The following is a 12,544-nucleotide window of genomic DNA, read 5'->3' on the forward strand; positions in this document are numbered from 1 at the left end:
CAGTTCCCCCCGCCTACAGAGTGCTCACCCACATTCCCCCTGCGTGCATTCCCCCACCGTGTGGGATGGAACCATCACGCCGCTTTCCTCACTCAGCAAACAGCAGGCATTTGCCGTGCTGACACGCGCTCGTTTTCGATAACGGGCATCCATATCCTGATAAACAGAGGCGAACTATGGCTGATATCAACATCACGCTAAGTCTCCCCAGTGCTGGCCTGAATGGCGGACTGGGTGGCGTTGGCGGTGCAGACAACCTCAATAACGGCCTGCGCGGTAACGGGCTTGCCGGCAATAAATCCAGTGCGCAGGACAACAAACTGTTGGAGGCGCTGGCGGTGCTCATGACCGCGCTGCTCCCCAGTCTGCTGAACAACAAAGACGGTCAGGGCAGCGGTGACAGTCCTCTCGGGCGAACCAGTGATGCACTTGGTGGCGGTGCGGGTAATGCACAAGGCGGCGGGCAGAGCAACGGTCTGGGCGACGGACTGAATAGCGGCTTGAGCAATCTGGGGGATGGCGCGGGAGCAAACGGTAGCCAGGGTCAAAACGGGCTGACCGACATGCTGACGAAATTGCTGGACTTGCTGATGCCGAAAAACGGGGCACAAGGTGGACAGGGATTGCAAGGTAGCGGACTGGACGGCAGCGGGGGTGCGGGCGGCGCATCCGGGGCTGGGGGAACAGGCGGTCTGGAGGATCTCAGTAAATCACTGTTGCAGGACTCAGGCGAAAACAGCCTCGGCAACGGTATTTCTCCAACGCAGGATGGTGGTGGCCAAATCAGTGATAACCCGTTGGTGAAAATCCTGATGGCATTGGTGGCCATGCTGATGGAAAACCAGAAAAATCAGTTCGGTCAACCGCAGGACGGCGCAGGCAATAATAGCGGCGGCGGCAGCTCGACACCGTCTGTGGGCGGCAGTGCCGGTGGCGGTGCCTCTCCGTCTGTAGGTGGTGACACCGTTGGCGGCGCGGCTTCATCAGTGGGTGGCGGCAATGCAACGGGCGCAACCGGCGATAGCGGCACGGCATCAACCGGCAGCGCAGGTAAGTCTGGTCCGGTATCCTTCCCCGCGGCAGATAATGCCAATGCGATTGTAGTCAATGAGCCGATCAAAGTCGGGCCGGGTGAAGTTTTTGACGGTAAAGGCAAAACCTACGTTGCCGGCCCGGCATTAGGTGACGGCGGCCAGAAAGAAGGACAAAAACCGCTGTTTGACGTCGCTGACGGTGGTTCCGTCAAGAATGTGATTTTTGGCAACAACGCCGCCGACGGCATCCATCTGCATGGCGATGCCAAAATCGATAACGTGCACTGGACTAACGTCGGTGAAGACGCGTTGACGGTGAAAAGTAACACCGGTAAACCGGCTAACGTCTCTATCACCAACAGCAGCGCCCAGGGTGCTTCCGACAAAATATTCCAGTTGAATGCGGATGCCAACTTCAACGTCGATAACTTCAAGGCAAAAGACTTCGGGACCTTCGTCCGCACCAACGGCGGCCAGCAGGGTAACTGGAATCTCAACCTGAGCAATATCGATGCGCAGAACGGTAAGTTCTCGTTTGTGAAAAGTGACAGTGAAGGGCTAAACGTGAAAGTTAACAATGCCAACCTGGATAACGTTAACAATCACTACAAAGTGCCTAAATCCACCAACCTGCAAGTAAGCTGACAGGGAGCGCACCATGACCGAGCATGATACCGATACCCCTACCCGCTGGACTGAACTGGTCGACCGGGGCGGGTATATCACACCAGCACAACGTCAGGCATTCGAACAGGCTATCCAGATGGTTACCCGACGTTTCAATCTGGTTTTGAGCAAAAAAGAATTACCGCGTAGTGGTCAGTTCGACTTTGACGCTTTTGTCGACTCGTTGGAGGCCGATTTTCTGAAAAGCGTGGATACCACGTTAGATCCAGAAATGAACAGCGACGTAGGACAAACGGCATTCTGGGTTATTCGTCAGATAGCCGACCATTTGATCGCCCTGCAACAACAACGGCATGCGTTATAATTCGTGAGCCTATCCCACCTTACAAGCCAGCGCCAGACGCTGGTTTTTTTATGCCTGACGCCAGTACGACGTTTCATCTCGTGATGCCGCATCCGAGCCTGACGAAATGAATCATCTTGAATCGTAATGACAAAAGTTTGTAAAGCAAGACAGTAATGAACGTCTCCCGTAATCTAATCCAACCTGATTTCCACTCGCCACGCGTAAACTGTCGGCACATGATATGAAAAAGAAAAAACGCCTGCGCACCATTGTGTTAATACTCCTTCTCTTGTTGATCTACGTTAACCGTGAGTCGCTTAACCCGTTTGCCCCTGACTGCAGCGCCCGTTCTCCGGCCTCCGATGTGCCTGCTGCCTGTCGAAAACCGGTGAAAGAGGTCGCCCCCGGTTTCGAACTCTGAGCCCCTGTCAGACACGGTGCCTTTACCGGGACACAGCCGGGACACAGTGAGTCCCGGTGACGATGTCGTTATTTATTTTTTCGCTTATTATGATTTCATAATAATAAATTTACGCATTCCTTACCATTGCGGGCATTTATTTCAATCCGTATCCACAATATCGTTTTTCTTTCTCTATCCTTACAAAAATTACGTTTAGCTTTTTTCTATGCCATTAATAGAAAAATAAATAACCACCTTTTCATCCGATTGATTTTCACTCTTTATTGAACCACCTCTGCACTAATTTCCCCTGATAGAAAAATAATTTTAATTATTCTATATACCTATGCGGCGTCGTGTATTCCATGCACGTGTCGACCGTAGTTAATTTTCTGGCAAATACTACAAGGAGAAATATCATGGTGATGTCCATATCCTCCAACTACGCGGGGTTATATAATTCCGTGTTGCAGGTATCCGGCGTCAGTTCCACGTCGTCCTCCTCATCTTCTGTAACGGCGCTCCCTTACCGTAAACAGGATGATGATAAAGAGGGGGGCTTGTTTTCGTCTTTGGTGACAGCGTTATCTTCAATTGGTATCACGCTTGGCACCAGCAGTACCTCGGAAACCAGTTCCACGACATCGTCAACATCCTCAACAGACAGCAGCACGTCGGACACCTCGTCTTCCAGCGCGAAAGAAGCCGTGGCCACCTTCCTGCATACGTTGATGGATACCCTGCACAGCATCGGTGCGTCATCCAACTCATCGTCGCTGTCTGACAACCCGATGAAAAATGACCTGTCTTCACTGATTAGCGCACTCTCTTCCGATTCCTCTTCCAGCAGTTCTGTATCGAGCAGCCAGTTGAGCGAATTGCAAAGTGCCTTCAGTTCCATGGTCACCGCTTTGGGTGGCGATAGCAGCAATGCATCGCTGTCGACTTTCCTGCAAAGTTTTTCCTCTTCGCTGGCTTCCGCCTCATCACAAGGCAATCTGGTTAATACCGCCGCCTGATGGTCGTTCGCCCGAGACGCTTTCTCCGCCCTGCCAGACAGGGCGTTTTGCCCTTGTCTGTGATCTCCGCGATCTTTCTGTACAATCAGACCATTCTCTTACCCAATCAAAAATAATTAGAAAAAATTAATAATAACGTTGTACCACACCCCGTTTCCCACCATTTAATTCCAGAATTAGTCGCACACCAAGAACAACTCACCGCCTAGAATCATTCAGTGTTTTTAATCATTTCGTTCATTTTTTCTTCCTGTTTGTTTTTATTTAATCCGATAGACTCAACTCTCAATTCCCTGACAGAAAAAGGGAAAAACACCTGCAGTCGTTCGCTTATTACGCCGTCGCTGTCGTTCAATTCTGAAGGTTATCGCCTGTCGGCACGGCTTTTATCACCCCAGTCAAGGAGACCACGATGCAATACACTGGGAAGTACTTAAAAAAAACCGCACTACTCTTGACCATGATGGCGGGCATCAGCAGCTGGCAAGCGCAGGCTGCCGTTGCACCCGATACCCGTTCACTGGATGAAATTTATCAGAGCGCGCTCAGAGAAGGCGGGACGGTCACCGTTTATGCCGGTGGCGATGTGCAGTCACAGCAAACGGGCTTCAAGCAGGCGTTTGAGAACCGTTTTCCTGGTATCAAGCTGAATGTCATCGTCGACTACAGCAAATATCACGACGCGCGTATCGACAACCAACTGGCAACCAATACTCTGATTCCGGATGTGGTGCAGTTACAGACAGTGCAGGATTTCCCTCGCTGGAAAAAACAGGGGGTTTTGCTGAATTACAAGCCCGTAGGCTGGGACAAAATTTACCCGGAATTTCGTGACGCAGACGGTGCCTGGATTGGTGCGTACGTCATCGCGTTTAGTAACCTGGTCAACACCCAATTGCTGGATGAAAAATCCTGGCCGCGAGAGGCTAACGACTATCTGCGCCCCGATTTAAAAGGCAACCTGATACTGGCCTATCCAAACGACGATGACGCGGTGCTGTTTTGGTACAAACAGATAGTGGATAAATACGGCTGGGAGTTTGTAGAAAAACTTCAGGAGCAAGACCCGGTTTATGCCCGAGGAACTAACGTACCCGGTGCTCAAATAGCCACCGGTAAATACAGCGCCACCCCAAGCAGTTCTGGCGCACTGGTTCCCGCAGCGGGTTCGGTAACCCGATTTGTACTGCCGAAATCAGACCCCTTTGTCTCCTGGGCGCAGCGTGCTGCCATCTTCAAACAGGCCAAACATCCTGAAAGCGCCAAGTTGTATCTGAGCTGGCTGCTGGATCCGCAAACGCAAACGCAGGTTGCGCGGATGTGGTCAGTGCGTACCGATGTGGCTCCACCCGCAGGTTATAAGCACATCTGGGAATACAGCAACACCCGTCCGCAGGCGTTTGCTGACTTCATGTCTGATCGCGCTGCCGTTGAACGCTTCCGTGCTCAAATTAGTCTGTATGTAGGAGAAGCCAAAGGCGATCCCACACCCGGTTGGCTGGGTCTGCATCCGGATGCACCGTTGGCAAATTAACCATTCATATATCGAGAGGGATCCGCCAGGGTCCCTTTTATAGTTAACCGCCCCAATCAGAGCGGTTAACTTCCAACAGGAATGGCGAAGTCAGGCGTAGCGAGAGAAAGAGAGATCGTCGTACTCAATGGCTGGCGTTTTGCCGGAGATAATATCGGCGAGCAACTGACCAGAGCCGCACCCCATTGTCCACCCCAGTGTGCCGTGGCCGGTGTTCAGATACAGGTTTTGCAAGGGGGAGCGCCCTACCAATGGCGTGCCGTCTGGCGTCATCGGTCTCAGCCCAGTCCAGAACGTCGCCTGTTCCACTGGCCCACAGTTGGGGTACAGATCACGTACCACCATTTCCAGCGTAGCCCGGCGTTTCTGGCTCAACGAGAGATCAAACCCAGCTATCTCAGCCATACCGCCGACGCGAATGCGCTGATCAAAACGCGTAATCGCAATCTTATAAGTTTCATCCAGTACGGTGGACACGGGTGCCCCCTCTTCGCTGGAGAGCGGGATCGTCAGCGAATACCCTTTGAGTGGATAGACAGGGATATCGAACCATTTTTCCAGTAAACCGCGAGAATAGGAGCCGCACGCCATCACATAAGCATCTGCGGTAATTTTTTCACCGTTGCAATGCACTGAGCTGACCCGTTGCCCTTCCACAGCAAGATGTTGTATCGGGCTATTGAAACGGAAGGTAACCCCCGCCGCGGCCGCCAGCGTCGCCAGTTGCTGAGTAAACAGCTGGCAATCACCGGTTTCGTCATGCGGCAGTCGCAATCCCCCGGTGAGCTTGTGGCGCACACCTGCCAACGCAGGTTCGACAGACGCCAGTTGGCTTGCTTCCAGCAATTCATACGGGACACCGGCTTCCTTGAGCACCGCGATATCACGGTAAGCATTTTCATACTGCTGTGGGGTTCTGAACAGTTGTAATGTTCCCCCCTGACGCCCTTCATAGGCAATGCCGGTTGCGGCACGCAGCGCTTGCAGGCAATCACGGCTGTACTCAGCCAGCCGGACCATTCGGGCTTTATTAACCCGGTAGTGTGCGCTGTCGCAATTTAACAGCATCTGCCACATCCAGCGCAGTTGCGTGGCGGTAAAGTCCGGGCGAATAGCCAACGGGGCATGCTGCTGAAAGAGCCATTTGACGGCCTTAAGCGGAATACCCGGCGCCGCCCAGGGGGCAGAATAACCGGGGGAAATCTGCCCCGCGTTAGCTGCGCTGGTTTCCAGGGCTGGCTCAGCCTGCCGGTCAATAACCGTGACATCATGCCCTGATTGCGCCAGATACCAGGCGGTACTGACGCCGATAACACCACTCCCTAAAATTACCACCTTCATTATTGCTATTCTCCCTGCTTCCTCCGCCAATCCGGCGAAATATGCTGCGTAACAGTTTAAACACCAAAATAAAAACCTACTTTAACATGTAGGTATTAATTGTCATCTCTTGCAGATATAGCTTTTATTTATTATGAGAGAGTGAACACAACAACGTAGGATAACCCATAGCGGTGTGTCGCAATCAGGCGTAGCGCTGACGGCGCGTTATCCGGCTTTCTCCCTAAAGCTTTCATCCAAGCTACCGATTTCACATCACTTTTCTCAGAATAAGCTACGATTAAGTATGCCGACGCAATGAAGTGGCGGCAGTTATAGTGAGGGGTGCGCTGATGGCTATATCGACTGATGAGCGGGTAACAAGCCCACAACGTCTGAATGACGGACCTGACTGGACATTCGATTTGCTGCAGGTCTATCTGGATGAAATTGACCGGGTAGCCAAACTGTACCGTCTGGATACCTATCCCCACCAAATCGAGGTGATCACGTCTGAGCAAATGATGGACGCCTATTCCAGCATCGGGATGCCCATCAACTATGCCCACTGGTCGTTCGGCAAGAAATTTATCGAAACCGAACAACGCTATAAACACGGCCAGCAAGGGTTGGCCTATGAAATCGTCATCAACTCCAATCCGTGCATCGCGTATCTGATGGAAGAAAATACCATGCCGATGCAGGCATTGGTGATGGCACATGCGTGCTACGGTCATAACTCCTTCTTCAAAGGTAACTACCTGTTTCGCAGTTGGACCGACGCCAGTTCTATCGTCGATTACCTGCTGTTCGCCCGCCAGTACATTGCCCAATGTGAAGAGCGCCACGGTGTCGATGAAGTGGAGAAACTGCTCGATTCCTGCCATGCACTGATGAATTACGGGGTGGACCGCTATAAACGACCGCAGAAAATCTCGCTGGAAGAGGAAAAAATGCGCCAGAAAAGTCGTGAAGCCTACTTGCAGAGTCAGGTCAACGAACTTTGGCGCACACTGCCACGTCGTGAACAGGAAGCCTCACCGGAGAAAGCGCGTCGTTTCCCCCATGAGCCGCAAGAGAACCTGCTCTACTTCATGGAGAAAAATGCCCCACTGCTGGAGCCGTGGCAGCGTGAGATTTTGCGTATCGTGCGCAAGATAAGCCAGTATTTTTATCCGCAAAAACAAACACAGGTGATGAATGAAGGTTGGGCGACCTTCTGGCATTACAGCATCCTCAATCATCTTTATGACGAGGGGAAACTGTCTGACCGTTTTATGTTGGAGTTTCTTCACAGTCACACCAACGTCGTCTACCAACCGCCGTACAACAGCCCGTATTACAGCGGCATCAACCCATATGCCCTCGGTTTTGCGATGTTCCAGGATATCAAGCGTATTTGTCAGAGCCCGACGGAAGAAGACCATTATTGGTTCCCGGATATCGCTGGCAAAGACTGGCTGACAACACTGCATTTCGCGATGCAAAACTTCAAAGACGAGAGCTTTATCAGCCAGTTCCTCTCGCCAAAAGTGATGCGAGATTTTCGGCTGTTTACCGTACTGGATGACGATCGCAACAATTATCTGGAGATTGCCGCGATCCATGATGAAAAAGGCTACCGGAAAATCCGCCAGGAGCTTTCCTCCCAGTACAACCTGAGCAATATCGAGCCCAATATACAGGTCTGGAACGTAGACTTACGCGGCAATCGCTCATTGACGCTGCGCTATGTACCGCAAAACCGTGCACCGCTGGATAAAAGCAGCCATGAAGTGATGAAACATGTTCATCGTCTGTGGGGATTTGACGTCACACTGGAGCAGATGAATGAGGATGGCAGCATTGAGCTGATCGACCGTTGCCCGCCACGCAACCCAGCCTTATGACCAAGGATGTTCCCATAAAATAACGGGTAGCGTTGAAGCTACCCGTTTTTATTGTCTGACTCTTTAGTGGCGAATGTGACTACCGGCGACCTTCCGCCAGATCACGCGGGATGGCGTTTTGCATGCTATGCCACAATGCCCCGCTCTCTTTACCATACTGACGAATCGCATCAGGCACCTGCTCATACAACCCGTCACGACCCAGCGATTCCAGACGGCGATAAAACGCCAATGCTGTTTTGCGAGCCTCAGGATTAGAGAAGTAATAACGCCCTACCCGAATGTACAACCCTTTCAACCCGTTGATGATAAGGCCATAAATCGGGTTGCCGGAGGCAAAAGCCAGCCCACGGAACACGTTGTAATCCAGCTCGGCATACGCATCTGACGTATCCTGAACAGACTCGGCCAGCTTAAGAATTTCTACCGATTTTGCCGGATGCAGACGGATTGCAGTACGGATAAAAATCCCGGCGATATTCGTGCGCACCGCCAGCAAGTTATCGATCAACTGAGGAACACTGTCATGATCGAGTCGAGCCAGCGTTTCCAGGATATTTAACCCAGACGTTTCCCAAAAATTATTGATTTTGGTCGGTTTGCCATGCTGGATAGTAAGCCATCCATCACGGGACAGGCGCTGTAGCACCTCGCGTAACGTCGTACGCGTCACTCCGATCAACTCGGACAACTCCCGCTCAGCGGGCAGAATAGACCCAGGAGGGAAACGATTATTCCATATACTTTCAATAATATATTCTTCCGCGAATCCCGCCGGACTTTGCGCCTTTATAACCATAAGTTTATATTCCGTAGCGATGTTTACCAGTGAAAGTCAACATCATCATACCAAACGAACCCTACATCACATAGCATAGCAGGACCTGAAACGCTCAATTCGACATAAAAACTGTGACTAAAGACAATTCCCCGTAAACAAACGCGAATATCCCCCACGCTTTACGATAATTTTCTCTAAACACCCATCAAATAGTTAAATTAAATTAACGTAAAAAAGAGGAAAATCGATGCGCCAAGCGCAATCTGCCACCCCATTTCCTCTACATACATTGCGGGCACCCTGTCAGATAGCGACGTGGTGTCTGCCATTATTCTCATTTTAACCACCTCGCCGTTTCCGCCAGACTCCCATTTTTCGGGGTGGCGTTGTGCACAGTGGTTATTTTTCCCTGGGCATAGCCCTGAATGCTACCTGCCGCGGGTCGATGGCTCATCCGCGCCGACAGACTATTTTCACTGGCATGACCAGTCCAAATCAAGTATGGCATTCCATTCTGAGTAATATTGAAGTTTTGTTATTACGGATTTTTATGATAACGGGAAGCTTTTCCAACAAACGGTTATTATCGCCACGCTCATCCTGAGATGATGGCATCCGTGACAGCACAACCAGTGACATGGCAAGCAAGCACACTGCCACGGCACTATTATTCAATACAGTTATGATTGATCAATAGCGTCATGCTCTGGAATAAATCGTGTATAGTAAAGGGCGGATTTTGTCACGAAACTGGCGATCCCTCACAGAAAGCGTTAAAAACAGCAAGGTATTTGTTGGCACAGCAGAATCTTCGCTCAGGCGCTGATGCACATTCCATGCGGTACAGGGCAACCCTACCACCGCGAGAAACGTCAGTTCACCCGAACCAGAGATTCAATGAGGGCGGTGAGCACGGTTATCACTGCTCATATTATCGTTTTTAGCATGGAATATTTTTTATGTTGCGATTTTTAAACCGTTGCTCCCGCGGCCGGGGTGCCTGGCTTCTGATGGCGTTTACGGCACTGGCTTTTGAACTGGTTGCCCTCTATTTCCAGTACGTAATGATGCTAAAACCTTGCGTACTGTGCATTTACCAGCGAACTGCGTTCTATGGTGTCATGGCCGCCGGACTGGTGGGAGCTATCGCACCGGGCAGCGTGCTGCGTTATCCGGCTATCGGGTTATGGATTTACAGTGCCTGGGAAGGTCTGGCATTGGCTATCAAACACACCAATATCCAGTTGCACCCTTCGCCGTTCGTTACCTGTGACTTTTTTGTCAGTTTCCCATCCTGGTTGCCGCTGGACAAATGGCTACCGGCTATCTTCACTGCGACGGGCGATTGTGCCGAACGTCAGTGGAACTTCCTGAATCTGGAAATGCCGCAGTGGATGATCGTCATTTTCGCAGCTTACTTGCTGGTGGCCGTGCTGGTACTGATTGCCCAGCCATTCCGCCCCAAACGTCGAGACCTGTTCGGCCGTTAAATATTTCGATAAATCCCCAAACCACGAAGACTCCGGGCCAGATTAATTCTGGCCCGGCTGGTTTTAGACAATACGCTAACGGCTATTCCTGAAATGTTGTTCCTGACGAATACCCTGTTCGCATCACATTAGTCTCTCCGTCAGGCTGCTCGTTTTTATCTCGCCCACTCCGGTTTGTTTAAAATGTGGTCTTGCCAGTCCACCACATCGCTTTCACGCACCGCGATATAGCGCACCGAGATCCGCTGCTGGTGCATCGCTGATTTGGAACCCGCCAGCAACGGATGCCAGGGTTGTAACCCTTTGCCTTCATGGATCAAACGATAAGCACAGGTTTCCGGTAACCAGTCAAATGACAACAAATTCTCGCGCGTCAGCTTGATGCAATCCGGCTCATACTCGAATCGACGTGCGTAATTACGGCACTGGCAGCTTTTAATATTCAGCTGGTTACACGCGACATTGGTGAAATAAAGCGCTTCCGTATCCTCATCGATCAGCTTATGCAGGCAGCAGCGACCGCAACCATCACAAAGTGCCTCCCACTCGTCGTTCGACATTTTTTCCAATGTTTTGGTTTCCCAAAAGGGTTGTTGAGTCATGACTGCAATTCCGATGATAAACAGGAGGTCTGTGGCGTATTGTAAAGGCGGGTGATGAAGGATACCACCCGCAGCGACACCACGGGTGGTGTTAAATCAAATGACGTGGGTCGTCAACGTGCGATCGTTAAGCGTAATGGTCAACGCATCGCCTACCTGTAACGGCCCCACACCCTGAGGGGTTCCGGTCAGGATAATGTCTCCGGCGCGCAAGGTGAAAAAGCGGCTCATATAAGCTATCAGCGGCAGGATTGGTGTAATCATATCGCTGGTGTTGCCTTGCTGGCGTACCTCACCATTGATGTTGATGCCCAAATCCGCCTGCTGCGGGTCGCCAAATTCAGCCACAGGAATGAAGCCCGATACCGGACAGGAACCATCAAATCCCTTCGCCTTTTCCCATGGCTGCCCGGCTTTTTTGAAACCAGCTTGTAGATCACGCAGCGTCAGATCCAATGCCACACCATAGCCTGCGATAGCTCTGGCGACACGTTCTTCGTTTGCCTGTTTGAGCGGTGTGCCGATCAATACAGCCAGCTCAACCTCATGATGTACCGATCCCAACTCTTTCGGAATAGCCACTGGCTGGCGCAAATCGCACAGCGCGGTCTCAGGCTTGATAAACAGAACCGGTTCCGCCGGTTTGGCGCTACCCATTTCACGGATATGCTCGGAATAGTTACTACCGACACACACCACTTTGTTGACAGGAAAATCCAGTAATGCGCCCTGCCAGTCTCTGTGTTGATACATGAACCCTCTCCTGACTTTTCTGTTAGTGGATGCGCCAGCCCACCACAGTGAGCGGGACATAGCCTGTTCATCATACCGGCATCGCCATCCAAAAAGTAAGCACAATTGATGAACAATAGTGTCTGAAATGTATCAGAAATTTTGAGCTACCTTTATGTTCGCGCCACCAATACACCTGACAAAGAAAGGAATTCTGAGGGGTGCCAGGAAATAGATTTATTTATAATACACCTGTATATAAATCAGTATCCGGGAAATAGCATCAGTAAAATTAACGCATTCCCCTGGTTTATTTCTGACACCCCTGTATTAAAAAACAGCGGCTAATTCCTCCAACTGTTCTTACCATTATATGAAAAATAATTCGGACATTATTTTTTCGCGTTTGCCTGCAACTCATCCAATAGATTATCTGGCGGTGGGGGCAGTTGCAGATAAAAGCCGTGTTCCTTAAGCATCTGTTTTACCTTCTCTATATCTGCTAAGGCCAGCTTCTTACTGCCATCAAGCGGTAATAACATCACCAGATGTGGCAGGCCAAAACTTTTCATCAGCTCTGCCGGAACTCGGGAAAAATCGTCTTTTTTTTCGACGTAGAGATATGTTTGTTCGCGTTTAGAACTTCTATAGATCACACAATACATGTTTTTTACTCTGAACCAGGAAAATGGTGTCTTGCCTGTATTTTCATGTGACTATAACATGCTTGGAGCGCTCTGGAATATCATGCCTTAAATGTTACTCTG

13 protein-coding genes are annotated in these 12,544 nt (G+C 50.7%); 8 read left to right on the plus strand and 5 right to left on the minus strand.

Features of this window, described 5'->3' with window-relative positions:
• The first annotated feature begins 176 nt into the window (after positions 1-176).
• From LF929_RS10780 to LF929_RS10800, 5 genes are all read left to right on the plus strand, one after another.
• Entirely contained in the window at positions 177-1,679 is a 1,503-nt protein-coding gene (locus LF929_RS10780; protein ID WP_226093390.1) for a pectate lyase, read from the plus strand.
• Between the two features lie 13 nt (positions 1,680-1,692).
• Positions 1,693-2,025: a DNA-binding protein gene (locus LF929_RS10785; protein ID WP_210175440.1), complete on the plus strand. Its 333-nt coding sequence runs from the start codon at positions 1,693-1,695 to the stop codon at positions 2,023-2,025.
• Between the two features lie 223 nt (positions 2,026-2,248).
• Complete coding sequence (locus tag LF929_RS10790) at positions 2,249-2,428, plus strand: hypothetical protein (RefSeq protein WP_016941421.1); 180 nt, start codon at positions 2,249-2,251, stop codon at positions 2,426-2,428.
• Positions 2,429-2,829: 401 nt separating this feature from the next.
• Positions 2,830-3,429 (plus strand): hypothetical protein, encoded by a 600-nt coding sequence (locus LF929_RS10795; RefSeq protein WP_038904287.1) that lies wholly within the window; start codon positions 2,830-2,832, stop codon positions 3,427-3,429.
• 412 nt (positions 3,430-3,841) lie between these two features.
• Positions 3,842-4,963: an ABC transporter substrate-binding protein gene (locus LF929_RS10800; protein WP_210175439.1), complete on the plus strand. Its 1,122-nt coding sequence runs from the start codon at positions 3,842-3,844 to the stop codon at positions 4,961-4,963.
• Positions 4,964-5,053: 90 nt separating this feature from the next.
• On the opposite strand, the gene LF929_RS10805 is transcribed toward LF929_RS10800, so the two are convergent.
• A complete protein-coding gene (locus LF929_RS10805) occupies positions 5,054-6,304 on the minus strand; it encodes a D-amino acid dehydrogenase (RefSeq protein ID WP_016941423.1) in 1,251 nt (416 codons plus the stop codon).
• Between the two features lie 332 nt (positions 6,305-6,636).
• Here LF929_RS10805 and LF929_RS10810 point away from each other — a divergent pair, with 332 nt between their 5' ends.
• Positions 6,637-8,172, plus strand: a complete 1,536-nt coding sequence (locus LF929_RS10810) for a SpoVR family protein (protein ID WP_038907876.1) — start codon at positions 6,637-6,639, stop codon at positions 8,170-8,172.
• A 79-nt stretch (positions 8,173-8,251) separates the two neighbouring features.
• Here LF929_RS10810 and fadR read toward each other — a convergent pair whose 3' ends face one another.
• Positions 8,252-8,971 carry a fatty acid metabolism transcriptional regulator FadR gene (gene fadR, locus LF929_RS10815; RefSeq protein ID WP_038907874.1) on the minus strand — a complete coding sequence of 240 codons (720 nt, stop codon included), beginning with the start codon at positions 8,969-8,971 and terminating at the stop codon, positions 8,252-8,254.
• Between the two features lie 463 nt (positions 8,972-9,434).
• Between fadR and LF929_RS10820 the strand changes: the two genes are divergently transcribed.
• Positions 9,435-9,557 carry a hypothetical protein gene (locus LF929_RS10820; protein WP_368678970.1) on the plus strand — a complete coding sequence of 41 codons (123 nt, stop codon included), beginning with the start codon at positions 9,435-9,437 and terminating at the stop codon, positions 9,555-9,557.
• Between the two features lie 355 nt (positions 9,558-9,912).
• A complete protein-coding gene (gene dsbB / locus LF929_RS10825) occupies positions 9,913-10,443 on the plus strand; it encodes a disulfide bond formation protein DsbB (protein WP_226093389.1) in 531 nt (176 codons plus the stop codon).
• 155 nt (positions 10,444-10,598) lie between these two features.
• Here dsbB and LF929_RS10830 read toward each other — a convergent pair whose 3' ends face one another.
• The 3 genes from LF929_RS10830 to LF929_RS10840 form a co-directional block, all read right to left on the minus strand.
• On the minus strand, positions 10,599-11,045 hold the full coding sequence (locus LF929_RS10830; RefSeq protein ID WP_038907871.1) for a YcgN family cysteine cluster protein: 447 nt from the start codon (positions 11,043-11,045) through the stop codon (positions 10,599-10,601).
• Between the two features lie 96 nt (positions 11,046-11,141).
• Positions 11,142-11,798 carry a fumarylacetoacetate hydrolase family protein gene (locus tag LF929_RS10835; RefSeq protein ID WP_038904279.1) on the minus strand — a complete coding sequence of 219 codons (657 nt, stop codon included), beginning with the start codon at positions 11,796-11,798 and terminating at the stop codon, positions 11,142-11,144.
• Positions 11,799-12,169: 371 nt separating this feature from the next.
• Complete coding sequence (locus LF929_RS10840; protein WP_210175436.1) at positions 12,170-12,442, minus strand: YcgL domain-containing protein; 273 nt, start codon at positions 12,440-12,442, stop codon at positions 12,170-12,172.
• Positions 12,443-12,544 lie beyond the last annotated feature (102 nt).

The sequence above is a fragment of the Dickeya oryzae genome (genome assembly GCF_020406815.2).
Taxonomy (GTDB): domain Bacteria; phylum Pseudomonadota; class Gammaproteobacteria; order Enterobacterales; family Enterobacteriaceae; genus Dickeya; species Dickeya oryzae.

What these genes read in the sequence shown, in the direction of transcription:
- LF929_RS10830 (WP_038907871.1), bottom strand. Translation starts at nt 11,045, where the DNA reads ATGACTCAACAACCCTTTTGGGAAACCAAAACATTGGAAAAAATGTCG.
- LF929_RS10835 (WP_038904279.1), bottom strand. Translation starts at nt 11,798, where the DNA reads ATGTATCAACACAGAGACTGGCAGGGCGCATTACTGGATTTTCCTGTC.
- fadR (WP_038907874.1), bottom strand. Translation starts at nt 8,971, where the DNA reads ATGGTTATAAAGGCGCAAAGTCCGGCGGGATTCGCGGAAGAATATATT.
- LF929_RS10785 (WP_210175440.1), top strand. Translation starts at nt 1,693, where the DNA reads ATGACCGAGCATGATACCGATACCCCTACCCGCTGGACTGAACTGGTC.
- LF929_RS10805 (WP_016941423.1), bottom strand. Translation starts at nt 6,304, where the DNA reads ATGAAGGTGGTAATTTTAGGGAGTGGTGTTATCGGCGTCAGTACCGCC.
- LF929_RS10795 (WP_038904287.1), top strand. Translation starts at nt 2,830, where the DNA reads ATGGTGATGTCCATATCCTCCAACTACGCGGGGTTATATAATTCCGTG.
- LF929_RS10840 (WP_210175436.1), bottom strand. Translation starts at nt 12,442, where the DNA reads ATGTATTGTGTGATCTATAGAAGTTCTAAACGCGAACAAACATATCTC.
- LF929_RS10780 (WP_226093390.1), top strand. Translation starts at nt 177, where the DNA reads ATGGCTGATATCAACATCACGCTAAGTCTCCCCAGTGCTGGCCTGAAT.
- LF929_RS10800 (WP_210175439.1), top strand. Translation starts at nt 3,842, where the DNA reads ATGCAATACACTGGGAAGTACTTAAAAAAAACCGCACTACTCTTGACC.
- dsbB (WP_226093389.1), top strand. Translation starts at nt 9,913, where the DNA reads ATGTTGCGATTTTTAAACCGTTGCTCCCGCGGCCGGGGTGCCTGGCTT.
- LF929_RS10820 (WP_368678970.1), top strand. Translation starts at nt 9,435, where the DNA reads ATGACCAGTCCAAATCAAGTATGGCATTCCATTCTGAGTAATATTGAA.
- LF929_RS10790 (WP_016941421.1), top strand. Translation starts at nt 2,249, where the DNA reads ATGAAAAAGAAAAAACGCCTGCGCACCATTGTGTTAATACTCCTTCTC.
- LF929_RS10810 (WP_038907876.1), top strand. Translation starts at nt 6,637, where the DNA reads ATGGCTATATCGACTGATGAGCGGGTAACAAGCCCACAACGTCTGAAT.